The sequence below is a fragment of the Hartmannibacter diazotrophicus genome (assembly GCF_900231165.1).
In the GTDB taxonomy this organism is placed as follows: Bacteria; Pseudomonadota; Alphaproteobacteria; order Rhizobiales; family Pleomorphomonadaceae; genus Hartmannibacter; species Hartmannibacter diazotrophicus.
The window spans coordinates 3,237,880-3,262,574 of the sequence record NZ_LT960614.1 but is presented as its reverse complement, the minus strand read 5'-3'; the positions used below and the strand labels follow the sequence as shown (position 1 = coordinate 3,262,574).

At 65.2% G+C, this 24,695-nt stretch carries 22 protein-coding genes; 12 read left to right on the top strand and 10 right to left on the bottom strand.

The genetic code is table 11. From position 1 onward, the window contains the following. Window positions 1-76 precede the first annotated feature (76 nt). From HDIA_RS15195 to HDIA_RS15185, 3 genes are all read left to right on the top strand, one after another. Window positions 77-1,792, top strand: a complete 1,716-nt coding sequence (locus HDIA_RS15195) for a sensor histidine kinase (RefSeq protein ID WP_157775676.1) — start codon at window positions 77-79, stop codon at window positions 1,790-1,792. Between the two features lie 154 nt (window positions 1,793-1,946). Further along, on the top strand, window positions 1,947-2,486 hold the full coding sequence (gene cobU / locus HDIA_RS15190) for a bifunctional adenosylcobinamide kinase/adenosylcobinamide-phosphate guanylyltransferase (protein ID WP_099556929.1): 540 nt from the start codon (window positions 1,947-1,949) through the stop codon (window positions 2,484-2,486). Between the two features lie 308 nt (window positions 2,487-2,794). Next, window positions 2,795-3,391, top strand: a complete 597-nt coding sequence (locus tag HDIA_RS15185) for a hypothetical protein (protein WP_099556928.1) — start codon at window positions 2,795-2,797, stop codon at window positions 3,389-3,391. 58 nt (window positions 3,392-3,449) lie between these two features. Here HDIA_RS15185 and HDIA_RS15180 read toward each other — a convergent pair whose 3' ends face one another. Further along, on the bottom strand, window positions 3,450-4,364 hold the full coding sequence (locus tag HDIA_RS15180; RefSeq protein ID WP_099556927.1) for a metallophosphoesterase family protein: 915 nt from the start codon (window positions 4,362-4,364) through the stop codon (window positions 3,450-3,452). Window positions 4,365-4,905: 541 nt separating this feature from the next. Between HDIA_RS15180 and HDIA_RS15175 the strand changes: the two genes are divergently transcribed. Next, window positions 4,906-5,391, top strand: a complete 486-nt coding sequence (locus tag HDIA_RS15175) for an NUDIX domain-containing protein (protein ID WP_197708033.1) — start codon at window positions 4,906-4,908, stop codon at window positions 5,389-5,391. Window positions 5,392-5,441: 50 nt separating this feature from the next. Here the strand turns inward: HDIA_RS15175 and HDIA_RS15170 are convergent, their stop codons facing one another. Then, complete coding sequence (locus HDIA_RS15170) at window positions 5,442-6,428, bottom strand: glutathione S-transferase family protein (protein ID WP_099556926.1); 987 nt, start codon at window positions 6,426-6,428, stop codon at window positions 5,442-5,444. A 512-nt stretch (window positions 6,429-6,940) separates the two neighbouring features. Here HDIA_RS15170 and HDIA_RS15165 point away from each other — a divergent pair. Further along, window positions 6,941-7,522 carry a GNAT family N-acetyltransferase gene (locus HDIA_RS15165; RefSeq protein WP_099556925.1) on the top strand — a complete coding sequence of 194 codons (582 nt, stop codon included), beginning with the start codon at window positions 6,941-6,943 and terminating at the stop codon, window positions 7,520-7,522. 6 nt (window positions 7,523-7,528) lie between these two features. On the opposite strand, the gene HDIA_RS15160 is transcribed toward HDIA_RS15165, so the two are convergent. Genes HDIA_RS15160 through HDIA_RS15145 form a run of 4 tightly spaced genes read right to left on the bottom strand, consistent with a single transcriptional unit; the run spans window position 7,529 to window position 14,411 of the window. Next, window positions 7,529-9,598: a hypothetical protein gene (locus HDIA_RS15160; RefSeq protein WP_099556924.1), complete on the bottom strand. Its 2,070-nt coding sequence runs from the start codon at window positions 9,596-9,598 to the stop codon at window positions 7,529-7,531. Window positions 9,599-9,634: 36 nt separating this feature from the next. Continuing rightward, entirely contained in the window at window positions 9,635-12,469 is a 2,835-nt protein-coding gene (locus HDIA_RS15155; protein ID WP_099556923.1) for a DUF4159 domain-containing protein, read from the bottom strand. Continuing rightward, window positions 12,466-13,398, bottom strand: coding sequence for a DUF58 domain-containing protein (locus HDIA_RS15150; protein WP_099556922.1), 933 nt, complete (start codon window positions 13,396-13,398; stop codon window positions 12,466-12,468). The genes HDIA_RS15155 and HDIA_RS15150 overlap by 4 nt, the downstream gene beginning before the upstream one ends. A gap of 5 nt (window positions 13,399-13,403) precedes the next feature. Further along, window positions 13,404-14,411 (bottom strand): AAA family ATPase, encoded by a 1,008-nt coding sequence (locus HDIA_RS15145; protein ID WP_099556921.1) that lies wholly within the window; start codon window positions 14,409-14,411, stop codon window positions 13,404-13,406. Between the two features lie 340 nt (window positions 14,412-14,751). Between HDIA_RS15145 and HDIA_RS15140 the strand changes: the two genes are divergently transcribed. The 3 genes from HDIA_RS15140 to HDIA_RS15130 are packed head-to-tail and all read left to right on the top strand — an operon-like array spanning window position 14,752 to window position 17,236. Further along, window positions 14,752-15,333, top strand: coding sequence for a DUF1285 domain-containing protein (locus HDIA_RS15140; RefSeq protein ID WP_099558932.1), 582 nt, complete (start codon window positions 14,752-14,754; stop codon window positions 15,331-15,333). Between the two features lie 2 nt (window positions 15,334-15,335). Continuing rightward, window positions 15,336-15,989 (top strand): CoA pyrophosphatase, encoded by a 654-nt coding sequence (locus HDIA_RS15135; protein ID WP_099556920.1) that lies wholly within the window; start codon window positions 15,336-15,338, stop codon window positions 15,987-15,989. Further along, window positions 15,989-17,236 (top strand): CCA tRNA nucleotidyltransferase, encoded by a 1,248-nt coding sequence (locus HDIA_RS15130; RefSeq protein ID WP_099556919.1) that lies wholly within the window; start codon window positions 15,989-15,991, stop codon window positions 17,234-17,236. Before HDIA_RS15135 ends, HDIA_RS15130 begins: the two co-directional genes overlap by 1 nt. An 88-nt stretch (window positions 17,237-17,324) precedes the next feature. Here HDIA_RS15130 and hemF read toward each other — a convergent pair whose 3' ends face one another. Both hemF and HDIA_RS15120 read right to left on the bottom strand, forming a co-directional pair. Next, complete coding sequence (gene hemF / locus HDIA_RS15125) at window positions 17,325-18,236, bottom strand: oxygen-dependent coproporphyrinogen oxidase (protein WP_099556918.1); 912 nt, start codon at window positions 18,234-18,236, stop codon at window positions 17,325-17,327. Window positions 18,237-18,343: 107 nt separating this feature from the next. Further along, on the bottom strand, window positions 18,344-19,084 hold the full coding sequence (locus HDIA_RS15120; RefSeq protein ID WP_099556917.1) for a cation efflux transmembrane domain-containing protein: 741 nt from the start codon (window positions 19,082-19,084) through the stop codon (window positions 18,344-18,346). Between the two features lie 86 nt (window positions 19,085-19,170). Here HDIA_RS15120 and HDIA_RS15115 point away from each other — a divergent pair, with 86 nt between their 5' ends. Beyond that, window positions 19,171-19,584 carry a MerR family transcriptional regulator gene (locus tag HDIA_RS15115; protein ID WP_099556916.1) on the top strand — a complete coding sequence of 138 codons (414 nt, stop codon included), beginning with the start codon at window positions 19,171-19,173 and terminating at the stop codon, window positions 19,582-19,584. Window positions 19,585-19,600: 16 nt separating this feature from the next. Here the strand turns inward: HDIA_RS15115 and soxR are convergent, their stop codons facing one another. Then, the gene (soxR, locus tag HDIA_RS15110; RefSeq protein ID WP_099556915.1) at window positions 19,601-20,089 is read right to left on the bottom strand and encodes a redox-sensitive transcriptional activator SoxR; all 489 of its coding nucleotides are present in this window, start codon (window positions 20,087-20,089) and stop codon (window positions 19,601-19,603) included. A 92-nt stretch (window positions 20,090-20,181) separates the two neighbouring features. Here soxR and HDIA_RS15105 point away from each other — a divergent pair, with 92 nt between their 5' ends. Further along, window positions 20,182-20,658, top strand: coding sequence for a hypothetical protein (locus HDIA_RS15105; RefSeq protein ID WP_099556914.1), 477 nt, complete (start codon window positions 20,182-20,184; stop codon window positions 20,656-20,658). A gap of 7 nt (window positions 20,659-20,665) precedes the next feature. Here HDIA_RS15105 and HDIA_RS15100 read toward each other — a convergent pair whose 3' ends face one another. After that, entirely contained in the window at window positions 20,666-21,166 is a 501-nt protein-coding gene (locus tag HDIA_RS15100) for a tRNA (cytidine(34)-2'-O)-methyltransferase (RefSeq protein WP_245883885.1), read from the bottom strand. Window positions 21,167-21,397: 231 nt separating this feature from the next. On the opposite strand from HDIA_RS15100, the gene HDIA_RS15095 reads away from it, so the two are divergent. Further along, window positions 21,398-22,153: an I78 family peptidase inhibitor gene (locus HDIA_RS15095; protein ID WP_099556912.1), complete on the top strand. Its 756-nt coding sequence runs from the start codon at window positions 21,398-21,400 to the stop codon at window positions 22,151-22,153. A 524-nt stretch (window positions 22,154-22,677) separates the two neighbouring features. Continuing rightward, on the top strand, window positions 22,678-24,531 hold the full coding sequence (locus HDIA_RS15090; RefSeq protein ID WP_099556911.1) for an ABC transporter ATP-binding protein: 1,854 nt from the start codon (window positions 22,678-22,680) through the stop codon (window positions 24,529-24,531). Window positions 24,532-24,695: the final 164 nt, after the last annotated feature.

Genomic DNA, 24,695 nt, shown 5'->3' with positions numbered 1-24,695 from the left:
CAGTCCGGGGCCATGCATGGGTTCGTAGCCGCTTCGGCCCGGCGGCGGCCATGCCGGCGCCCGGTGGACCGGCGGCTTGCAGGCACGGATCGGGGCCGTGGAGCAGGGCGCGCGCCATTTCCTCGGAGGATTGGCTGTGAACGGTGCGGCCGGCGAACAGGTGCTGTCGCGCGGCGCGACGATGGGCTGGGATCCGACCCTTGTCTGGGTTCACGTCGTTACCGAATCCCTGATCGCCTTCTTTCTCCTGCTTCTCTGCGTCGGATTTGCCGTCTTTCTCCGCCGGCGTCTCGAGCGATCCTTCGCGGGCGTCTTCGCGCTCTTCGGTCTGCTGTTTCTTGCGCTCGCCATCACCTTCGCGGTGGACGCGGCTTCCATGTGGCAGCCTCTCCACTGGAGTTCGACCCTCGCGCGTCTGGTCTCGGCGCTGCTCGTGGGGATCGCGGCGGTCTTGTTCTGGGTGATGCTGCCAAGGTTCGTCCTGTTGCCGAGCCGCGATGACATGACGCGCGTCAATGCCGAGCTCGCCCGGCGTGTGGCGGAGAATGATGCGATCAACCTCGAACTGGCAGCCATGCGCGGCGATCTGGAACGCAAGGTCAAGGAACGGACGGCCGAACTGGAGACGGCGCAAGCCGAGGCCGCCCTGCGCGAGCAGTATTTCCTTCGCAGTTTCCGTGGTGCGCCGGCCTTGCTGTTCATCGTCGATGCGCAGGTTCGTCTCGTCGATGCAAGCGACGCGTGGCTGAAGAAACTGGGTTACACGCGGGACGAAGCCATCGGCATGGAAGCCTGGAGATTCGTCGACGAGGAGTCGCGCCAGCGTCTCGCGGCCATGGATTGGCGGGCCGAACTGGATCGCTGTGGCGGATTGATCAGCGAGTTGGACGTTTCCTATGTCCGCAAGGACGGGACGATCATCGAGGCGGAGGTCTCCCTCAAGCAGGGCGACGATCCTCTGGCCGATCAGCAGCTCTTTTACAATCAGGTCGTCGATGTCACCGAGCGGAACCGGGCCCGGCGGGCAATGGAACAGCAGCAGCAAACGCTGGTGCGGGCAAACGAATCCCTTGAGCAGTTCGCCTATATTGCGTCGCACGACATGCAGGAGCCGCTCAGGAAGATCGTGCTCTACGCCGACATGCTGCGCGAGGCGTTGGCGCATGGCCAGGCGGAGGATGTCCACTATGCGGCCGATGTCGTCCGCGATGCGGCCCTGCGGGCGCGCAGTGTGGTGTCCGATCTGCTGGCCTATTCGAGAGCCTCGAACCGGCGCGTGGAACTGACGGAATGCGATCTGCTTCAGGCAATCCAGGACGTGCAGTTCACGCTGTCGCAGTCGATATCGGAGAGCGGCGCCATTATCCGGCTGTCCGGCCCGTCCGTGCGACTGCTCGCCGACCGTCTCCTTCTAGACCACATCCTGCAGAATCTGGTGACCAACGCGATCAAATACGCTAGGGACGGCGTGCCGCCGGAGATCGACATCAAGGTCTCATTGCTCCCGCGCAGGAGGCTGTCGATCGAGGTGGCCGACAATGGCATCGGCTTCGAAAACGAGCATGCGAAGAAGATCTTCGAGCCGTTCACCAGGCTTCACAATCGCAGCGAGTTTCCCGGCACGGGCATCGGTCTTGCCATCTGCCGGGCGGCCTGCGAACGGCATGGCTGGAAGATCCAGGCCGAAGGACATCCGGGGCAGGGAGCCGTGTTCACGCTGGAACTCCCCCGCGGCGGCTACGTGCTCGACGAGTCGGCCGATGAGGAGGGGCGGGAGGCGGCCTCCGGCTGACCGACGTCCTCGTCGATGTTTGATGGGGACAACCTGTGCCGTGCCCTTCCGGTCATCGGGCCATCCGTTGCAGTTTGCCTTGGATGTTCGTTGAACCACGCTGCCAGCCGCGACGGCTGGCATTCCATCCGATCCTTGTTGAAGGCTGAACCACATGTCCGAGGAAGCCCGGGCGGGCGTTACTCTGGTGCTTGGCGGCGCGCGCTCCGGCAAGACGGCGTTCGGGGAGCGGCTGACCCTCGGGATGGCCGAAGGCCTCGGCCATGGCCGAGGCGTCTTTCTCGCAACAGCCGAAGCGCATGACGAGGAAATGGCGCTCAGGATCCGGCAGCATCAGGCCGACCGGGCCGATCGTTTCGTGACCATCGAGGAACCGCTGGCACTGGCTGACGCCATCCGTGCCCGAAGCGGCGACGGGGTGCCGATCCTCGTCGACTGCCTGACGCTCTGGGTGACGAACCTCCTGCTTGCCGGCCAAAGTGTCGGCGACCATTCCGACAGGCTGGTCGCGGCGCTTGCTGATTGTGCCTCGCCCGTCGTGCTGATCGCCAACGAGACGGGGCTTGGCATCGTTCCGGACAATGCGCTGGCGCGCGCCTTTCGCGACGAGGCCGGGCGGCTCAACCAGAAGGTGGCGGCACTGGCCGATCGCGTTTACTTCGTCGTTGCCGGATTGCCGATGCAGGTGAAATAAGCGGTGGCAGGATCACACTGCTGACAAAGACGTGAAAAAAGATCGCGGTGGCCATCCGGCCATGAGCAATTTGCTCGCCAACAGCGTAAATTTTCGCTTAATATACAGTGATGGGTTGGCATGGCTGCCGCTTGGCCCGAGGCCGAATTTCAAGCGCAGACCGATGCTTCGAAAGACCGGGCAGGTGACCTGCGCGGCCGAGATGCGGCGTTGATTTATTTGTTTGAATCCGCGCGGACCAGCTTCGATGTCACTGGCAGGAGCGGCTTGAACGCAGCGATTCGACCTGGTTTTCGGGAGCATATGGAATGCAGGATGGGCTGAACGAAACGACCGGCGAGGCCAAGAAGGTACGCCGCTTGTCCGACGCGGTGAGGAGGGTGCGCATCGCCGAGGCCGACCGGGTCGACGCTTTCGCCGATCTTTTCGAGGCGGAGCGGGCGCGGCTGATGCTCCTGGCCGAGGAACTCGATGGCGTCTTCGGCGAAGTGCCTCTCGACGACGGCTACTTCGTCCTCAAGATCATGCCCGGTACGCCGCCGCGCCTCTGGCTCGATCCGACCACGCATGTCGTGATCGGCCGGGACCGGCGCAGTTACCGGCTGCTGAAGGACACGCGTCTCGGGCGCACCACGCTCCACGAGACGGCGGACATGGACGACATCGCCGACGCGGTGACCAACTACCTTGCCGAACGCCTCGTGGAGCGGGAAAAATTGCTCGAGGTCGATTATGTGCAGAAACGCCTCGTGCCCATGGGCGGGCTGGACGAGAGCACCGTGGCGGCGAGCGAGGCGAAGCCCGCAGGACGCAACATGCTCTGGGGATTGCTGCTGCTTGTGCTCGGCGCTGCTCTTGGGATTGCGGCGTTGATGGCCTTTGCCTGGTTCCGCATTCCGGCCTGACCGCAAGGGCCCTGCCGGGCCCTTGCCCGAATCATTTTCGCATCCTGTGGCGAACTGTTCAGTCGGGTGCGAATTGCCGCGCGATTTTTGTCGTGTGAATGGCCAGATCCTCGAAGGTGCCCGTCCGTGCGCTGAAGCGCCATTCGGTGTGCTGCAGGTTCCAGCCTTCGTTGCCCCGGCGCTCGATTTCAAACAGATTATAACCTGACGGCGGCTTGTGGCCGCCGGGCTCCTGGCTCGCGGCGCTGACCCCGACGACGTCGACTGCGCCGTCGCGTCCTTCGATGGTCATGCGGGTCGGCAGGTGCGTGTGCCCGTGCAGCACGAGTTCGGCGCCGCAGCGGCGGATCGCCTGACGAACCCTCGACGCGCCGATGAGACGCTTGTGCCAGGTCGTCGCCCTTTGAAACGGGGGGTGATGGATGAGTATGATGCGGAAGAGGCCTTCCTTGCGCAACTGGTTGAGCGCTTCCTCCAGACCGTGCTGCTGACGGTCGGAGAAGGTGCCCGTTGCGAGGAAGGGGGCGCTGGCGCGTGCGCTGGAGGTGCCGATGATGGCGACGTCGCCGCGCCGGCGGACATAGGGCCACATCGGTTTGCGCTCGCCGTCGCCGCACATATAGGGGGCCCAGGCTTCCGTGGCCCGCGCGAGTGCGCCGGGCACGTACGCGTCATGGTTGCCTGGAACGACAGATACATCATAAGATGGTCCGAGCGATTCCAGGAACGCGCGGGCGGGCTCCAGTTCGGATTTCAGGGCAATGTTCACGAGATCGCCGGTCACGGCGATATGGTCCGGCGTCCGGGCGTGGATTTCGGCAATCAGGCGCAGCAGGATGTCGCCGCGCAGCGAGGTTGCCCGGTTCCGCTTCCAGTTGATGTAGCCGAGCACCCGCTTGCTCGCGAGTTCGGAGAAGGTGGGAGCGGGAATGGGGCCGATATGCGGATCGGACAGATGGGCGAGACGAAACATCCTTGAGGCCTTAGCCGAGCCTTGGGTGATCGTAAAGCGCCGAGCAAGAAAAAACGGACCGCGTCAACCAAGGCTCCTAGGCCCAGGGACGCGGTCCGTTGCAACTGGAACTACGGAATGGACCATGTCCGCCGTGACGGACGAGGCTTCCGGATTGCGATGGCTCACCCTGCCTCCCGGTGTCAGGACCTGGCAGGGGCACTGTCGCAGCGCTCGCCGATCAGCGGGCGTAAAGGGCCAGCAGAGATGCGAGAATGCGCGGGTTGGTCAGATCGATCGCCGGCGACCAAGTATAACGACGCAGGGCGGCGGGCTGACGACGAAGCAGGGACAACATGATGAGTATCTTCTAGGGTTGTTGAATTGGAAGCCATACCAACAACAGGCATCGCCTATCGTTGCTGGCAGGGTTGATATAGGTCCAAATCGGCGCGGACAGAAGATGCGCAAATGCTGGGCAGCAATGCGCGCCACGCATGGGCGTCATCACGAAAAATTTAATAATTACAACAATTAATCATCACCAAGGATTGATGAAAAAATGGTCAAGTCCGGGCGTGGGAACGGTCGCTTCGTCTACGCGCATCTCAGGTCGCTATACGGGCGCGTGCGTCACGGCGTGACCCTCGGCGTCCGCGGTGTCGTGCTGTCCGATCGGGGAGTGCTGCTTGTGCGCCATGGCTATCTGCCCGGCTGGCACCTGCCCGGCGGGGCGGTCGATCCGGGAGAATCCGCCGCCGAGGCCGTGTCGCGCGAAGTCGAGGAAGAAACCGGTATCGCGCTGGATTCTCCACCGGAATTCGTTGCCCTCTACTTTCATCAGGCCTTTGCGAACCGGGACCATGTGGCCGTGTTCCGCTCCCGGCCGGGGCAATGGCATCGCATCAGGGAGATCGCTCCGAGTTTCGAGATCCGGGATGCGCAGTTCTTCGACTTCGACGAACTGCCGGAAGACACCTCAGAGGCGACGCGCCAGCGTATTGCCGAAGCGTTGGGCCAAAAGCCGATCGACAGCGATCGCTGGTAGCGTTGGAAACGGGCTGTTCGGCGCGGGCAGGACGCACGGCTGACAAGGGGTCAGGCCGCGCGCACCCGGTCGCGTTTATGCGGAGCGTCGAGATCGAGGACCGGTCCCTTCGGGATAATCCGCGTCGGATTGATGGTCGTGTGGCTCCAGTAATAATGCGTCTTGATATGGTCGAAGTTCACGGTCCCGGCGATGCCCGGCATCTGGTAGAGATCGCGCAGATAGTCCTGCAGCGCCGGATAGTCGGCAATCCGGCGCAAGTTGCACTTGAAGTGCCCGACATAGACCGGATCGAAGCGGATCAGCGTCGTGAAGAGGCGCCAGTCGGCCTCGGTGGGCTGTGGGCCCACCAGCCAGCGCTGCCTTGAAAGACGCATTTCCAGCCAGTCGAGGCTTTCGAACAGCTCAACGACGGCCTTCTCGTAGGCGTCCTGCGTGGTCGCGAAGCCCGCCTTGTAAACACCGTTGTTGACCGTGTCGTAGACGCGCGCATTGACCGCATCGATTTCCTCGCGGTGCTCCCGGGGATAGGTCTCGGGCGGGTGACCTGTGAGGCCCTCGAAGGCCTCGTCGAACATGCGGATGATCTCGGAGGATTCGTTGGAGACGATGGTCTTCGTCTTCTTGTCCCAGAGAACGGGAACCGTCACCCGGCCCGTCATCTGAGGATCCGCGCGAAGATAGACCTCATAGAGCCGGCGAGCATCGGAATTGGGGTCGTCCGTGCGGTCGCCGCCTTCCTGGAACGTCCAGCCTTGCGAGCCCATCTTCGGGTCGACCACCGTGACCGAGATGAGGTCCGTCAGGCCCTTCAACTCGCGAAAGATCAGCGTCCGGTGCGCCCAGGGGCAGGCGAGCGAGACATAGAGGTGGTAGCGGTTCGCCTCGGCCTTGAAGCCGCCTTCGCCGGTCGGTCCGGGGCTGCCGTCGGCGGTGATGAAGTTGCGGAATTTCGACGCTTCACGTTTGAACTGGCCACCGGTCTTGCTGGTGTCATACCACTGGTCCTGCCAGACGCCGTCAATCAGAAGTCCCATAATCGCCTCTTGCCGGATGCGGCCTGCGCCGGTCCGATCCCGTTTCGTTGCCAACCTCGTTGCGGAATGCAGTGCCCCTTGCGCCGGGAGGAGTCCCGGAGCCTTGCGACCAGTCGCTCATTGCCCGTTGGGGCAGGAAGAGGGGCAAACCGCGTTCCGCGCGCTCGTTGCCTTTTCATATAGCGCAATTGGTGGTTCACGAAACGGCGGTGAACAGTCTGTCTCGATTTGCGAAGGGAGCGCGACAAAGCGTGCTTGTTCGCAAGGGCCCGGTGTGATAGGCGATCACGTCCGGCGTGGTGCCGGGGAATGGGATTTCCGGATCAGCATGATGATCTCAGTTTCGCGGATTTTGCGACGACGATGCACGGAGAGTGGCTTCAAGCCGCTCGACTGCCGTTGCCCGCGTGCTGACCTCGACCCCACGGTGGTTTCCTGATCCGCCCCGTTCGGTCTGCTGGCAAGTGCGGGCTCCAATTGCCCCCTCGTTCATTCCAGCGGACCTAATCGACATGAAGACCGCCGACAGTTGCGGCACCGGATTTTCGCCCGTGCCGTCCGATTCCGCCTCCCAATCGATCGCCAGCCCTGCCGATCCGGCGCTTTGCCGGCTGGAGCAGATCGAAGACGATGCCAACATCGAAGCGATCCACGAGATCACCTTCGGTCCGGGGCGCTATGCCCGCACGGCCTTCCGCTTGCGCGAGGGGATTCCTCAGGAGGCGAGCGTTGGCCGCGTTGCCGAACTTGACGGGCAGATCGTGGGCTCGGTGCGTCTGACGCCGATCCAGATCGGGGCAACGCCGGCCTTGCTGCTTGGACCGCTGGCCGTGCTGCCGCACCTGAAGAACAAGGGCATCGGCAAGATGCTGATGCGGCGCTCGATGGATGCCGCCCGCCAGGAGGGGCACCGGCTTGTGCTGCTTGTCGGCGACTTGCCCTACTACTGGCCCTTCGGCTTTCGCGTCGTGCCACCCGGCCGCATCGAGATGCCGGGTCCGGTCGATCCCGCGCGGCTGCTTTACGCCGAACTGGTCGGAGGGGCCTTCGACGGGGTTTCCGGCAAGGTCGTCGGCGGGACAGGGCGCGACTAGGCAGGCCTATCTGCCCTCGCGGTACCACATCATGCCCGTCAGGCCGAGCAGCAGTGCAAGGCCCAGAAGACCGCTGAAGAGGCGGATCCGCGAGATTCCGGTGACCTCGTAGGCATCCGACATCTTGAGGCCGATCCAACCGCTGCCACCGAAGGACGAGGCCCCGCGCTCGGGAATGATGCGCGGAATGGTGACGGCGTCACCCGCCGACTCGCGCATGCGCTGGGACGTGCCGCCGCTTTCCTCGGCGACGGGCTTCAGCAGGTCCGTCGTCGAGATCAGGTGGCGGAACTCCTTCGGATCGGTGGGGCCGACATGGGCGAGGGCCTTCAGTTCCCCGTCGTTCGCCTCGTAGAGACCGAGTTCCGGCGCCACCAATTCGGCGCGGAAGAGACCCGGTTCGGCTGGTTGCAGTTCGACCTGCCGCGTCTCGCCGCCGGGCAGGGTCACGGTCACGGGATTGACGGTATCGCTGAGGGTCTGGCGTTCGACGATCAGGCGGCCGGCCTTGCTGGAGAGCCTGAGAGCCTCTTCCTCCAGATCCGGCTCCTTCATCAGCCAGTGGCCAAGCCGCCGCAACAACTGAACATGGGGCCCGCCGCCCTCGAAACCGCGCGCCCAGAGCCAGACATTGTCGGACAGCAGCATGGCGACGCGGCCTTCGCCCTCATGGGCGAGCTGCAGCAGCGGGCGATTATCCGGTCCGGACATGACCGTGTCGCCCTCCAGCGGCGTCGTGTCGATGACGCGGAACCAGCGCGACCATGTCGGCGGGGTCTGCTGGCTGCCGGGAAGGTCGCGCGTCACTGGATGGCGCTTGCCGATATCCGTGATCGCCGCCTTGAAGGGGGCGGTCACATCCTCGCCGGTGGGGGCTGCCGGCAGCACGGTGGACAGCGGCGTGTCGTAGAGCGAATCCGTGCCGGAATAGTCGGGTCCGGCAGCAATCAGGATGGCGCCGCCCTTGCGGACATACTGGGCGATGTTGTCGAAATAGAGCAGCGGCAGCACACCACGGCTCTGATAGCGGTCGAAGATGATGAGGTCGAACTCGTCGATCTTGGTGGAGAAGAGCTCGCGGGTCGGAAAGGCGATGAGCGAGAGCTCGTTGATCGGCGTTCCGTCCTGCTTTTCCGGCGGCCGCAGGATGGTGAAGTGAACGAGGTCGACCGAGGCGTCCGATTTGAGAAGATTGCGCCAGGTCCGCTCGCCGGCATGCGGCTCGCCCGAGACCAGAAGGACGCGCAGATTTTCGCGGATGCCCTTGATGATGGCGACGGCCTTGTTGTTGAGCGGGCTGAGTTCGCCATCGAGCGGCCGGGTCTCGAACTCGAAGATGTTGTCGCCGCCATGGGGGATATCGAGCGCGACGGGCATGTCGGCACCTGGGATCGCCTCCAGCCGGTCGATCTCCTCGCCATCGCGCCGGATCGTCACCTCGACCGGATTGCTGTCGCTTGTGCCGTCGTCATCGACCCTCAGGCGTACTTCCTGCGTTGAGCCGACAAGGCCGAACTTCGGTGCGACAACGAGGGAGATCCGACGGTCGACCTCGTCGGCGTGGCCGGTGATCAACCCGTGGAACGGTGCGTGGAACGGCAGGTCGGCAGCGGACTTGGGAATGTCATGAACCTCGCCGTCGGTGACGGCGATGACGCCGGCGATCCGGTCCGGCGGCACGTCTGACAGCCCCTTGGCGATATCGGCGAAGAGTTCGGTGCCGTCGGTTCCTTGGGAACTGGACGAGATTTCCCGCACGTCGATGCCGCGCATCGATTTCAGGCGCTCGACGAGGGCGGTCGTTGCCGTCTGGGTGTCGGTGTTGCGGCCATCGATCCGCTGCGAGGCGCTCTGATCGGAGACGACGGCGACAACGCTCGGCAGCGGGCGCCGTTCCTCCTGGACGAGAGACGGATCGGCGAGCGCGGCGAGCAGCGCGGCGAAGGCGAGGCCCCGCAGAAGTGCGCCGCGTTGACGCTTGAACAGTGCGTAACCGGTGAGGATGGCCGCGAGAACGGCACCGGCGCCGATCAGCCACAGGCTCAGGGATGGATCAAAGGCAAGGCTCCAGGCCATCGCATTCCTTCTTTCCTCGCGAGACGTCTCGCGGGACTACTGTCCGAGCCGTTCCAGAAGCGCGGGAACATGCACCTGATCGGCCTTGTAGTTGCCGGTCAGCACATACATCATGATATTGACGCCCGAGCGGAAGGCCATCTCGCGCTGGCGGGCATCTCCGGGCACCACCGGATAGAGGAAATTGCCCGCGTCATCGGCCGCCCAGGCGCCGGCCATGTCATTGCCGGTGATGAGGATCGGGGAGACGCCGTCCCCCCCGCGCACCGGTCGGCCGGGCTGTTCGGGGCTGTCGGGGTTCTGCAGGCTTGCTTCGACCCACAGCGGGCTGCCGACATAGCGGCCGGGAAAGTCATTCATCAGATAAAACGACTTCGTCAGCACATGGTCCATCGGGACCTGCTCCAGCGGCGGAATGTCGAGCCCGGCAAGCATTTCCCTCAGCTTGAGGGCCGCAGGCGAGGCGGGAGCGCCGGTGCTGCCGGGAATGGACTGGAGCTGGTCACGGGTGTCGAAGAGCACCGTGCCGCCGTTGCGCATGAAGGCATCGATCTTCTCGATGGCCTCGCGGCTCGGCGCCGGGCCGTTCGGATCGACAGGCCAGTAGATCAGCGGGTAGACCGCAAGTTCGTCGGTGGCCGGATCGATCGCGGCCGGCTCGCCGGGTTCCAGTGCGGTGCGGCTTGCGAGGAACTTGCCCAGCGTCGAAAGGCCGGCAGCGCTTTCCTCGTCGATTTCCGCATTGCCGGTCGTCACGTAGGCGATGCGCGTGGCGGTCACCGCCGCCATGATCTTCTCGTCCTCGGGCGAGAGCGCCTGCGCCTTCACCGGGTCGACATGGCCGGCCAGGAGCCCGACGGCGAGGAGAACGGTCGCGGCACGGCCGGTCCAGCGGGACGCGACGGTGATCGTGCCGGTCAGGATCATCATCACGATCGCATCGACGAGAAGGACGAGGAAGGCGATCGCAAAGAGGCTCGGGGCCAGTTCGGTGCCGCTGTTGCCGGCAAGGCCGACGCGCTGCGCGCCGGCAAAGCCACTGGTGTCAGTCCTGACCAGATCGTCATTGTTCCGCAGCAGGTTGACGGCCCGGAAGCCGTCGTCGGTGCCGTAGAGGCCGGCCGGGGTTTCGAGGCTCGTCCGCTTGTCGGCAACGCCGGACAGGGCCAGCGGCTTGACGTCCGGGCCGGGCGTCGTCACGCGGCCGAAACCATCGAGGATCGTGAGCGGCGGCAGCAGCGTTTCTCCTTCGCCCGACGCCTTGATCGAGGCGCCGCCATGGCCGAGCGCCACGCCCCGGCGGAGCATCTCCACGAAGGAGCCGGAAATGGGCAGGTTGGACCAGGTGGTGTCGGCGGTGACGTGGAAGAGAACGAGATAGCCACCGCCGCGTGCAGCGCCGGTGACCAGCGGGGTCCCGTCGCCAAGGGTGGCCCATGTGTGGGATTCAAGATCGGGCCCGGGCTCGGCCAGGACCTGCCGCTCGACCGTCACGTCGTCGGGCACGGCGAGGCCGGCAAAGGGGCCGTTACCGGAGAAGGCCGCCAAATTCTGTGGTTCTTCCCACGACAATGCGCCGCCGAGCGTGCGCCCGCCAAGGCGCAGGGGCACGGGCACCAAGGGGTCGTCGCTTGCGGCAAGCCGTGGCCCGGCGAAGCGGATCAGCACGCCGCCCTTCTGCATGAAGTCGTCGAGGGCCCTCTCAGTTTCGCTGCCGAGGGTGCCGACATCGGCGAGGACGATGGCCGCGACGCCGTCGTTGATGAAGCCGTCGATGGCCTTGGCGATCTCCGGCGAACGGGGCGCGCGGATGTCGGCATAGGGTGCAAGGGCCTTCTGCAGGAAGTAGCCCGGCGAGAGCAGCGGCTGGGCGCGGTCGCCCGGCGCGGCGGCGAGCAGGCCGACGCTGCGGCGGCGCCAGCGGTCGTCGAGCAGTTGCACCCCACCGGCCGTATCGACACCTGAGAGTTCGATGCGGGCGATCTCGTTGCGCAGTTCCTGCGGGAGGTCGATGCGGGCCTCGGTCGTCAGCGCCTCGCCGGAAAAATCAACATCGCGCTCGTCGAGAGCGATGCCCTGGCGGTCGAGCGAGCGCAACCGGGCGACGCCGACGCTGGCGCCATCGAGGCGGTGCAGGTGGGCGACGAGCGCCTCGCCATCCTGGGAAAGACCCGTCAGCATCACAGGCGCCGGAACGGTTTCGCCGGCAATCGACAGGGTTGCTCCGGGCGCAATCGAGGCGAGCTTGCCGGCAAAGGCGTTGGTGCTGTCGCCGGCGGCTGTCTTGTTCTCGACCGGCTCGGCAATCCAGAAAATCTCGCCGGGCGGATTTTCGGCGGCCGCCTTTTCGAGGCCGGCGGTCAGGGCCTCGCGATCCGGCGACCAGCTTCGCGGAGACAGGGCCGCCAGACGTGTCTCGGCGGTGTCCGGCGTGGTGAGGCTCAAGTCCTGCGAGGCGGCATCGGCACTGGCGACAACGAGGACCGGGCGGTCGGCATTCGCGGCCTCGGCGATGGCGGCGCGCGCCGTCGCCTGCCGGACCGTCCAGTCGGGCGCGGACGACCAGCCGTTGTCGATCACGATCCACAAGGGACCGCCGGCATTGGCGATCACGGCCTGCGGACGGAAGACCGGCCCGGCGAGCGCGAAGATGAGGCAGGCGGCCAGGAACATCCGAAGCGCGATCAGCCACCACGGCGTCTTCGACGGGGTTTCGTCTTCCAGCTTCAGCCCGAGCAGGAGGCGCAGCGGGGGAAAGATCACCTGCTTCGGACGGGGCGGCGTCACCCGAAGTAGCCACCAGAGAACCGGCAGGGCCAGAAGACCGGCGAGCGCCCAGGGCGCGGCGAAGGCGATCGGAAAGAGGTTCATGCGGCCCCTCCCGCGACGCCGGCATGGGGAGCCATGGCGGCCAGTCGCTGATGCAGCGCGAGAAGGACCTCGGACGGCGCCCGGTCAGTATGGTGGGCGACGAAGCTCCAACCCGGTCGGCGCGTCTCCTGCCGCAGCAGATCGCGCAGTCCGGCGAGCTTTTCCAGATAGAGGTCGCGCCAGGCCTCGGCACGCCCGGCGGTCAGGCGCTCGCCGCTTTCCGGATCGCGGAATTCGGTTCGTCCGCCAAAGGGGAAGGTTTCTTCCGCCGGATCGAGGATCTGGACCAGATGCACTCTGGCGCCGGCGCCCGCAAGGCGCGTGAGGTCGGCGGCAAGACCGTTCTGGTCCTCGAAGAAATCGCCGAAGAGGACGACCTCGTGGAAGCGGCGGACGCCGGTCGTCGTCGGCCGCTGCGTTTCCTCGTCGAGGTGCGACATCTTCATGGCGAGTTGTTCGGCGGCCATGCGGCTTGCGACCGCGTGGCCATGGCCGAGGAGGCCGACGCGCTCGCCGGAGCGGGCCAGAAGCTCGGCCAGCGCGACCATGAGGATGACAGCCCGATCCCGCTTGAAGATGCCGCTTGCCGTCGAGCGATAGCGCATGGAGGGGGACAGGTCGGCCCAGAGCCAGACCGTGTGCGCCGTCTCCATCTCGCGTTCGCGCACATAGAGATGCTCGTCGCGGGCCGAACGGCGCCAGTCGATGCGGCGGGCGGGCTCACCGAAATTGAACGGACGGAACTGCCAGAAATCCTCACCGACGCCGGCGCGGCGCCGGCCGTGCCAGCCGACGGACACCGAATTGGCGACCTGGCGCGCCTCAACCAGCAGATCGGGCAGGGCGGCGGCCAGTGCCCGGGCGTCCGCGGTCATCGCGGGCGTCAGCGGCACCTCTGGCCGGTTGCTGGTGGCGCCGGGTCCGGCCATTTGCGTCATCCAAGGGTTGCCGTCAGGTCGGCGATCACATCGCGGATCGTGATGCCGTCGGCGCGGGCGGCGAAAGTCAGCGCCATGCGGTGCTGGAGGACCGGCTCGGCGAGCGCCTTTACGTCGTCGATTGACGGCGAGAGGCGTCCCTGCACGAGGGCGCGGGCCCTGACGGTGAGCATCAGCGACTGGCTGGCGCGCGGGCCGGGACCCCAGGCGATGGCCGGTGCGTATTTGCCCTTCGCCGTGTCCGGGCGGGCGGCGCGGACGAGGTCGAGGATGGCCTCCACCACGGAGGCGCCGACCGGGATGCGCCGGACGAGCCGCTGCATCGTCATGATCTCGTCGCCGTTCAGGACCGCCTGGGCTTCGGCATCTTCCGCGCCCGTCGTTTCCATCAGGATGCGCCGCTCGGAAGCGCGGTCCGGATAGTGCACGTCGATCTGCATCAGGAAGCGGTCGAGCTGGGCTTCCGGCAGGGGATAGGTGCCTTCCTGCTCCAGCGGGTTCTGCGTCGCGAGCACATGGAAGGGCTTCGGCAGGTCGTGGCGCTGGCCGGCGACGGTGACATGATGCTCCTGCATCGCCTGCAGGAGGGCCGACTGGGTGCGGGGGCTCGCGCGGTTGATTTCGTCGGCCATCAGAAGCTGGGCGAAAACTGGCCCCTTGATGAAGCGGAAGGCACGGCTGCCGTCGGGTGCCTGTTCCATGACCTCCGAACCGAGGATGTCGGAGGGCATCAGGTCCGGCGTGAACTGGATGCGGCGCTCGGAAAGGCCGAGCACCGTGCTCAGCGTCTCGACGAGCTTGGTCTTGGCAAGGCCCGGCACACCGACCAGAAGGCCGTGGCCGCCGGAGAGGATCGTCACCAGCGAGCGCTCGACGACCTGTTCCTGTCCGAAGATGATCTTGGCGATGGCCTCTCGCGCGGCGACGATGCGCGCCGTCGTGGCTTCGGCTTCGGCCAGGATGGCGCTTTCGTCGAGGGGAATGCCGGTGACTGGTGCGCTCATGATGTTCCTGCTCCTTCGCCCAGATGATATCTGCGGTCCGCCGATACTCCCAACTCAATATGGGGAGGGCAAGCCTTTCGTCACCCCCATGCAAACGCCATGCGAATCGTGAAATCGATTGTCACACCTTCTTTGCCCGCCGTCATCGGGTGCATTGCGGCATTCAACCGGAAGAGGGCAAAATGGTGTGCATCAATCGCCGCCGGTCGCTGCAAGGAGGCCGGCGAGGATTGAAGGTGTGTTTCGCGAACGCCCATATGCATGGAACATGAAAACAGTGGGCGGACGCAATGCGGCTCTTTTGCGGCCATGTTCAAATTTGCTGAAGGACGAGCGCGCGATGAAGCTTTCCGGTAACGATGACGGCCTCAATGCGCTTGCCGCCCTCTTGCGCCGTGCGGCGCCCGGTCACGACCGTCTTCCGCCGGTGGAGCAATGGAATCCGCCGGATTGCGGGCCGGTCGACATCCGCATCGACCGCGACGGGGTCTGGTCCTACATGGGATCGCCGATCCGGCGGGATGCGTTGGTGCGCCTCTTTTCCACCGTCCTGACGCGCGGCGACGACGGGCTCTACCGGCTCGTCACGCCTGTTGAAAAGATGACGATCAGCGTGGAGGACGTGCCCTTCCTGGCCGTGGAAATGCATGCCGGAGGCAAGGGACGGGATCAGGTGCTGACCTTCCGGACCAATCTCGGCGATGTCGTTTCAGCCGATCGTGATCATCCGCTGCGCTTTGCCGGGGATGCCGAGCATGCGTTTGTCCCCTATGTCATGGTGCGCCGGGGGCTAGAAGCGCGGCTGACACGGGCGCTTGCCTTCGATCTCGCCGATCTCGTCGACAACGACGACGAGGGGCGGGACGGATTCTGGTCGGGGGGCGCCTTCTTCCCCATCGACCTGGAACAGGAGCCGATGTGAGCATGGACGATGCAACCCGACCGGCAGCAGCCTTTGACGAGGCGTACATCCGCTCCCGATTGACGCGGATGCATCCGATCTCGGCTGTGGACGGTTCGGTGCGGTTCAGCCAGGGCGACCACGTGCTGGAACCCTCGCTGCGGCCGCTGATGGAGGGACTGACGCTGCGGCCGGCGGCGGTGCTGATCCCGCTTGTGCTGCACGCGACAGGGACGACCGTGCTGCTGACCCGCCGGACCGATCATCTCAGGCATCACGCCGGGCAGGTCGCGTTTCCCGGCGGCAAGATCGACGCGGAAGACGACGGGCCCGTCAGTGCGGCCCTGCGCGAGGCGGAAGAGGAGATTGGGCTCGACCGGCGCCTCGTGGAACCTATCGGGCAGCTCGACGCCTATGTCACGACGACCGGCTATGATGTGGTGCCCGTGGTGGGGCTGGTCGAACCCAACCCCATGCTGACGCCGAATCCGGACGAGGTGGCGGACGTCTTCGAGGTGCCGCTCAGCTTCCTGATGGCGCCGGAAAACCATCATTTCGAGGTGATGAACTACAAGGGCCACGAACGGAAAGTCTATTCCATTCGCTACGACGGGCGGCGCATCTGGGGCGTGACCGGCGGCATCATGCGGCTCTTCTACGACCAGGTCTTTGCCTGATGGCGCCGCGGTCCGCCAGCCGGGCGACCTCCATCGCCGGCGCCCCGTTTCTGGCCGAACACGGATTACAGTCGCTGATCGAGGCCGTCGCGATCGAGGGGACGAAGGTGCGCATCGTCGGCGGGGCGGTGCGCAACCATCTGCTGGGCGTTCCGGTCAGCGATATCGACCTTGCGACGGATGCCCGGCCCGAGGTGGTGACCGCACGGTCGGAGGCGGCGGGCTTCAAGGTGCATCCGACGGGCATCGATCACGGTACGCTGACGGTGGTTGCCAAGGGGCGGCCCTTCGAGATCACGACCCTTCGCTCCGATATCTCGACCGACGGCCGGCGGGCGACCGTCGCCTATTCTACCGACTGGATCGTGGACGCGACGCGGCGCGACTTCACGATGAATGCCATCTATGCCGATGCCGACGGGACGCTGTTCGATCCGGTTGGCGGCGTCGAGGACGCCTATCACCGGCGCGTGCGCTTCATCGGCAGTCCGGCCGACCGGATCGCTGAGGACTATCTGCGCATCCTGCGCTTCTTCCGATTCCACGCCGCCTATGGCGAGGGCGCAATCGATGCCGAGGGGCTTTCGGCCTCGATCCGGGCGCGGCACGGCTTCGACGTTCTCTCGCGCGAACGCATCGGGCAGGAGATGCACAAGCTCGTGGTTGCCCGGCGCGCGGCGGAGACGCTGGCGCTCATGCAGCTGTGCGGTCTGCTCGGTCCCGTGATCGCCGGGATCGGCCGGCCGGCGGTTCTCGGCCGTCTCCTTGAAGGCCTGCGCGAGGCGGGGCAGCGTCCCGATCCGATGCTGGCGCTCGGCGCCCTTGCCGTCTTCTCGGAGACGGATGCGGACCGCGTCACGGACCGTCTGCGGCTGTCGCGGCAGGAGTGTGCGTTTCTGGCCGCGCTGCCGCCGCTTGCCCGCAGTCTCGGGCCACGGCCGATGCCGCACGCGCTTCGGGTTGCCGTTTACCGCCATGGCAATCGGCTGGCGGAAGCGGCCTTGCGCCTCGCCTCGGCGATGGAGGCGGTGGCCGTTGAGGCGGATCGCCTGGCCATCGCAGCAACATGGGCGGCGCCAAAATTTCCGCTTTCCGGCGGCGACCTTCTGGCTGCCGGCTGCAAGCCGGGGCCCTTGCTGGGAAAGTCGCTGAAATCGCTCGAGGAGAAGTGGATTTCGTCCGATTTTCGGGATGTCCCGCCGGTCGAATTTCTTCCCTTTTCCGAAGAGGTTAAGGCACGTTCCTGAGAACCTGATTCATATCCCGGGCCTCTTCTCGTCTTCTGGGTTCTGAAACTGAGTCCGGGAACGGGGCCAAGGTCTTGAAATCAGACTCTCATGGCCATTTCACCACGGGCGGCATCGAGGAGAGGATCGACTCGATGTTGCCGCCGGTCTTGAGGCCGAAAATGGTGCCGCGGTCGTAGAGCAGGTTGAACTCCACATAGCGTCCGCGACGGATGAGCTGTTCCTCGCGATCCTCGTCCGTCCAGGGCGTTTCCATGTTGGCGGCAACGAGCTTCGGATAGACGGACAGGAAGGCGCGGCCGACGTCCTGGGTGAAGGCGAAGTCCGCCTCCCAGTCGCCGGAATGCAGATAGTCGTAGAAGATGCCGCCGATCCCGCGCATTTCGTTGCGATGCTTCAGGAAGAAATACTCGTCGCACCAGGCCTTGTAGCGGTCGTAGTCGGCGACGGCGTGCGGTTCGCAGGCGGCCTTCATGGCCTCGTGGAAGGCAATGGTGTCGGGGTCTTCCTGCGTGCGGCGCCGGTCGAGCACGGGGGTGAGATCGGCCCCGCCGCCGAACCACTGCTTCGACGTCACCACCATGCGGGTGTTCATGTGAACGGCCGGCACGTTGGGATTCTGCATGTGGGCGATGAGCGAGATGCCACTTGCCCAGAAGCGCGGGTCTTCGGCAGCCCCGGGAATCTGGGCGCGGAATTCGGGTGCGAATTCGCCGTGGACGGTCGAGACATGGACGCCGACCTTCTCGAAGACGCGGCCATGCATCAGCGACATCACCCCGCCGCCGCCGGGGACGCCCGAATGGTCCGAGCGTTCCCATGCCTTGCGCACGAAGCGGCCGGGCTCACGGTCGGCGAGGGGACCTTTGACCGTGTGCTCAAGCGTCTCGAAGGCCGCGCAGATGTCGTCGCGCAGCCTGGCGAACCAGGCCGAGGCGCGCGCCTTCTTCTCGTCGATCCCGTCGGGCAGGGGGGCGTCGAAGGATTTGGGGTCTGTCACGGCACGCCTCGCAGTCTTGTTCGCGCCACTTCGGTGGTGCGTCTTTGCGAGGCGTTCTAGAGCATTCAGGTCGTGGCTGGGAATCGGTTTTCGAAAAAATCGTGGAGCTATTCGCCAGCCGGGATCTTTACCGGAGCCGTGCCGTGGTCGTGACGATGATCATCATGGTCATGATCGTGCTCGCAGCCGCAGGTCTCGCCGTGCGCATGCCCGTGGTCATGATTGCTTGCGACTTCACCGGTGCGCCACTCCGCGATGGAATGGCGCACGATCTGGAACGACGAGGTCAGGAACAGACCCGCCATGATGCCGGCGACGAGAAGGTCGGGCCAGCCAGTGGACGTGCCCCAGACGCCGAGCGCGGCAATCATGACAGCGACGTTGCCGATGGCATCGTTGCGCGAGCAGAGCCAGACGGAGCGGACGTTGGCGTCGCCGTCCTTGTAGCGCATCAGGAAGAGAACGCTGGCGACGTTGGTGGCAAGCGCCATGAAGCCGACGACGCCCATCACCTCGGCTTCGGGCACCCCGACGACGAAAACGCGATAGACGGTGGAGCCGAAGACGAAGAGGCCCATGAAAAAGAGGCTGATGCCCTTGGCCAGCGCCGCGCTGGAGCGGATGCGGATCGACTTGCCAATGACGGCCATGGAGATGCCGTAGGTCACGGCATCGGCGAAGAAGTCGAGGGCGTCCGCCTGCAGCGCCTGCGATCCGGCAAGGCGACCGGCGATCATCTCGACGAAGAACATGCTTGCGTTAAGGACGATGACGATCCAGAGCCGGCGGCGATAGTCCGCGGACATTCCGTCAAACGGGGCGTGGTCGTGTCCGCAGCAGGCGCTCATGTCAAATCCTTTCCGATCCTGGGCTCTTGACTGGTTCGTTCCGTAACCTAATTGCTCTAGTGACTAGAGATTCAAGAGGGCCAGCGATGTTTTCGATCGGCGATCTCGCCAAGCGCACCGGCGTCAAGGTGCCGACCATCCGCTATTATGAACAGATGGGCCTTGTGGCCAAGCCGGAGCGGACGGACGGCAACCAGCGCCGCTATTCAAGAAATGATCTCGAACGCCTCGCGTTCATCCGTCATGCGCGCGATCTCGGGCTTCCGATCGAGGCGATCCGCGATCTTCTGCGCCTTGCGGCTCACCCGGAGGAGCCCTGCGAGGACGCCGACCGGATCATCACAGATCATCTGGCCGGGGTGAGGGAGAAGATCGCGCGGTTGCAGCGGCTGGAGGCGGAACTTGCGCGCATGGCCGGAGGCTGCCACGCGGACCACGTCGGCGAATGCTATGTCATTGCCTCGCTCGCCGACCACGGTCTCTGCGAGCACGAGCATTGAGGGACCGCCGGGTGTCTCAGCGGCAATCGTCGTCTGCCGCTCTCTCCCCTTCGGCCATGAGCAGCCGGGCGCCGGGCCCCTTCGCGGCGAGAATGTCGTCCGGATTGCGCAGCGGACACTCCGCGAGCGACAGGCATCCGCAGCCGATGCAGCCGTCGAGTTGATCCCGCAATCGGGTCAATTGGTCGATGCGCGCCTGAAGATCGTCGCGCCAGAGTGCGGACATGTGTTTCCAATCCTCCGCCGAGGGCGCCCGGTCGCGGGGCAGAGGCGCCAGGGCCTCCTTGATCCTGCGGATAGGAATGCCGGTTTGCAGGGCAACCCTGATCACGGCGAGACGACGCAGGACGCCGCGCGGATATCGGCGCTGGTTGCCGGCGCTGCGCAAAGCGCCAATGAGACCTTCGGCCTCGTAATAGTGCAGCGTCGAAACCGGCAGGCCGCTGCGGCGGACGACTTCGCCGACGCTGAGCAGGCGTGCGGCGGTGGGACTTATCGGCGTCATTATTCCGATTCCGGGGACTTGACCTCAATCTTGCTTGAGGTTTTATCGTCCGTGCCTCCTGCCCATCAAGGGCCAAATTCGGAGGTTCCGACATGTCACTCGCCGCGCTGCTCCTTGCCTCGTCCGTCAACGACCGACCGGCGTCGACCGTTTTCAGCCAACTGGCTCCCGTGGATGGGATCGCGGACAATGAGGACCGTTCCGGGCCGACTCTCGTCGATCCCGACGACGGCGATGCCCTGTTCCGCATTGATCGCTTCAAGGGGCCGTTGCGTGCGCGGGCCGAACTCCTTGAAATCATCCGCCGGACGCATGTTTTTCTGTCCGATTGCGATGGCTGCGGTCTCAATCTGGTGGTTGAACGGCAGGCGAGCGGGGATGCCTTCGTGATCGAGACGATCGTCAAATGGCGGACTGTTGCGGCGATGGAGGCCGCGAAATCGAGCGTCAGGACCTGGCAGCGGGCGGCGGGGATCGACCCGCAGTCAGTGCTGGCGCGGCTGAAGGTCGACGGCGATTTCGGCCTTTGGACCGAACTGCCGATGACCTGGCCTGAGGCCGCCGCGTGAAATCAGGTCAATCGACCTGCGTCAGGCCGCCGGTCTGGCGCAGGGCCTCGCCGAGGATCATGGCTCCGGACATGGCGACGTTGATGGACCGAAGTCCCGGCCGCATGGGAATGGTGACGCGCGCGTCCGCCGCCTCGTGAACCGTTTCCGGCACACCCGCGCTTTCGCGGCCAAGCAGGATCACGTCGGACCGGGCAAAGGCGAAGGCCGTATAGGGCTCGGACGCCCTGGTGCTGGCGAGCACGAGGCGGTGGCCGCCGGCCCTGGCCCAGGTGTGAAAGGCCTGCCAGTCGAGATGCCGGGTCAGCGAGACGAGTGGAAGATAATCGAGCCCGGCGCGCTTCAGGTTCCGGTCGGAAGCATCGAAGCCGGCCGGTTCGATGATGTGCGCGCTGACGCCAAGGCAGGCGCAAAGACGCAACAGTGTTCCAGTATTTTGCGGAATATCGGGCTGATAAAGCGCGAGGTGCAACATGGGGGCTGGCGCGGTGTTCAAGGAAGTGGCCATAGTCTCGTACAAGATGCTTGGTTATAGCTGAAGTTCATCTCAACCGTGGAAGCGATTGCCGGGGCAAGAAGAAGCACCCGTTTCCATGGCTGACGGAACGCTGACGCGCTTCCTGCATTGAGTGCCCGGGATCGGCGCCAGGACGCGGATCATGGGGATTGAGGGAGGCGACACCCGGTGGAGGCTGACCGGGCGGCGTCTTGTGGGGCTTTGAGTGGGGATTGAAGTATCATGACGTGGAAGGTCGGGAAATCGGCGGGGCTTGTCCTTCTGGTCGGTGCGATGGCGGGGCTGCAGGGGTGCGTGTCCACGCCTCCCCAGAATTATTATCCGGTCTACAATTCGACGGTGCCGCCGGCCTCGGTGCCTGAAATCGGCAGCCCGGAGGCCGAGGCCATGGCCCGCAGCCGGAGTGTCTACCGGAGCCCGGCGATGATCTATCCCGATCAGGGCAATTATCCCTACGGCCAGCCCGGCGAGATTAGTCCGGAAGAAGCCGCCCGGCGCGAGGCGCTCTACCGGCAGGAGCAGGAGCGGCTGGCGCGCCAGCCGCGCGAACAGCAGACTCCCGGCAACGATGTCTACGGCCAGCCCGGCAGTTCGACGGTTTATGACAGCGTTCCAGGTGTCGGTGCGAGCGGGAGCGGCCAGCAGGTCCTGCGTCCCGGCCGGTTCACGCCGCCGCCGGGCTCAACGGCCGGCGACAACGGCGGCAGCCAGACCGCCGCAACGGATCCCGCGACGCCGGCACCGTCCGCGCCCGCCGCGCCGTCGCGTGGAGCCGGCAGTTGCAACGCGAGCGCCGCCAGCGGCATCGTCGGCAAGACGAATTCGCAGAGCGTGATCGTCAATGCCCAGAAGGTGACGGGCGCGCGCGCCGTGCGCATCGTGGCGCCGGGCGAAATCAATCCGAACCAGTATAATCCCAACCGTCTCAACATCATCGTCGGGTCGGACGGCAAGATCACCGGTGTGCAGTGCGGGTAGATTGAAGGAAGAGACTTGCGAGAGCGGCAAGGCGGCTCCCGCGATCCCTGACGGGGCGGGGCGTCGTCCCGCCTCTGCCGATTTATGTGCGTGACTTTCAACATTCATCGCTGCTATCGTCACAAAATGAGCGCAAACCGGGTGCTAATCTGCGTATTCGTGGCTGGAGCGCATTTTTCCGGCGCGTGACAACGAAGAATTTCTGTGTGCAGGGGTCTGCGGCCCGAGAAGCGATGCTTGGGACCGTCCGGTGAGGTTCGCCCGCTTTGCGGCGCGGGCCTTTCATCGTTGCAGGCCTGAATGTCCGGCCGGGCCGGGCGAGTGAAAGCGGATCTTTCACTCGCCGGCGTGCCCGGCGGCCAGCCTGCCCGTTTCGAAACACGAGCACCGTCCAGCCGACGCCCCCGCCGGCCACGGATTTTCATTCGCGCGGTCGCGGGGGGACGCATGTCGGGGTATCGTTCCGATCCGCGAGGAACGCCCCGCAAAACGGGTCCGGCAGAGACCCGCCAAGGTTCAAGGTCATGTTCCGCTGGTTTGAATCCATCATCGATCCCTTCCGTCCCTATGAGGTCAAGAAACCTCCGGACGGGCTGATCGCTTTCTACTGGTCCTTCCTGCGCCAGGTCTGGCCGGTCTATATCGCCCTGATGGCGACCGGGCTTGTCGTCGCGCTGCTGGAGGTCTCGCTGTTTCGCTATATCGGCGAGGTCGTCGATATCCTGCGTAACGCGACGCCGGAGCGCCTGTGGGCCGATCATGGCACCGACTTCCTCTGGATGGCGGCGGTGATCGTGGTCGCGCGGCCGCTTGCGACCGTCTTCCACGATCTGATGCGCCATCAGGCGATCGCGCCGGGCTTCACCAATCTCGTGCGCTGGCAGAACCATCGCTGGGTGCTGCGGCAGTCGATCGGCTTCTTCGCCAACGATTTTGCCGGTCGGATCGCCAACAGGATCGTCCAGACGGGGCCGGCATTGCGCGGCTCGTTGACCGAGGCGGCGGACGCGGTCTGGTTCGTGATGATGTACACGATCAGCGCCATCGTGCTCTTTTTCGACGCCGATGTGCGCCTTGCCGTGCCGATGATCGTGTGGGTGGGGATCTATATCCTGGCGCTGACCTATTTCGTACCGCGGGTGGCGCGCAAGTCGGCGGAGATGTCGGAGGCGCGCTCGATGCTCTCGGGGCGCATCGTCGACAGCTACACCAACATGCCGACGGTGAAGCTCTTCGCCCACTCCGACCGTGAGGACGCCTATGCCCGCGATGCGCTGACCGAGCACACGGCCGTCTTCCATGAGCAGATGCGGGCGATCACGCAGATGACGATCACGGTCGGCATGCTGAACGCCGTACTGCTCTTCAGCATCGGCGCGACGGCCGTCTGGCTGTGGACGGCGGGCTCGATCACGATCGGCGCCATCGCGCTTGCCTCGGGTCTCGTCATCCGCGTCGTCAACATGTCCGGCTGGATCATGTGGGAGATCACCGGCATCTTCGAGAATGTGGGCCAGGTGCAGGACGGCATCACGACGATCTCGCGTCCGCATCAGGTGGTCGACGTGCCCGATGCGCCGCAACTCGTGGTGACCGACAGCGAGATCCACTTCGACCATGTCCGCTTCCACTACGGACGCGACAAGGGCGCGGTGGAGGATGTGTCGCTGGTCGTCAAGCCGGGCGAGAAGATCGGTCTCGTCGGCCCGTCCGGCGCGGGCAAGTCGACCCTCGTCAACCTGCTCCTGCGCTTCTACGATCTGGAAGGCGGGATGATTACCATCGACGGGCAGGACATTTCCAAGGTGCAGCAGGAATCCCTGCGCGAGACGATCGCCGTCGTCACGCAGGATACCTCGCTGCTGCACCGCTCGATCCGGGCCAACATCAAGTATGGACGTCCGGACGCGAGCGACGAGGAAATGTTCGAGGCGGCCCGCCTTGCCTCCGCGGATGCCTTCATCCCCGATCTCGTCGACACGCGGGGCGGCACGGCCTATGACGCGCAGACGGGCGAGCGCGGCGTGAAGCTTTCCGGCGGTCAGCGCCAGCGGATCGCGATCGCGCGGGTGCTCCTCAAGAACGCGCCGATCCTGGTGCTGGACGAGGCGACCTCGGCGCTCGATTCCGAGGTCGAGGCGGCGATCCAGGAGAGTCTGGAGACGCTGATGGAGGGCAAGACGGTGATCGCCATCGCCCACCGCCTGTCCACCATCGCCCGCATGGACCGGCTGGTCATCATGGACAAGGGCCGGATCGTCGAGACCGGCACCCATGAGGAGCTGCTCGCAAGGGGAGGGCTCTATGCCCGCCTGTGGGCGCGCCAGACCGGCGGCTTCGTGACCGACGAGGACGAGCAGGAGATGGCGGCGGAGTGACACGCCACGTCGCATCGACGAAAATGAAAGCCGCGCGGACATGTCCGCGCGGTTTTTCGTTCGGGCCCATGTCATGACCTTGTCGTCGCCCTCCCATAGCGTGGCGGGCTGACAAGAAATCAGGGAACCGGCAATGACCGGAGACTGTGCGCGGACCGGCAGGG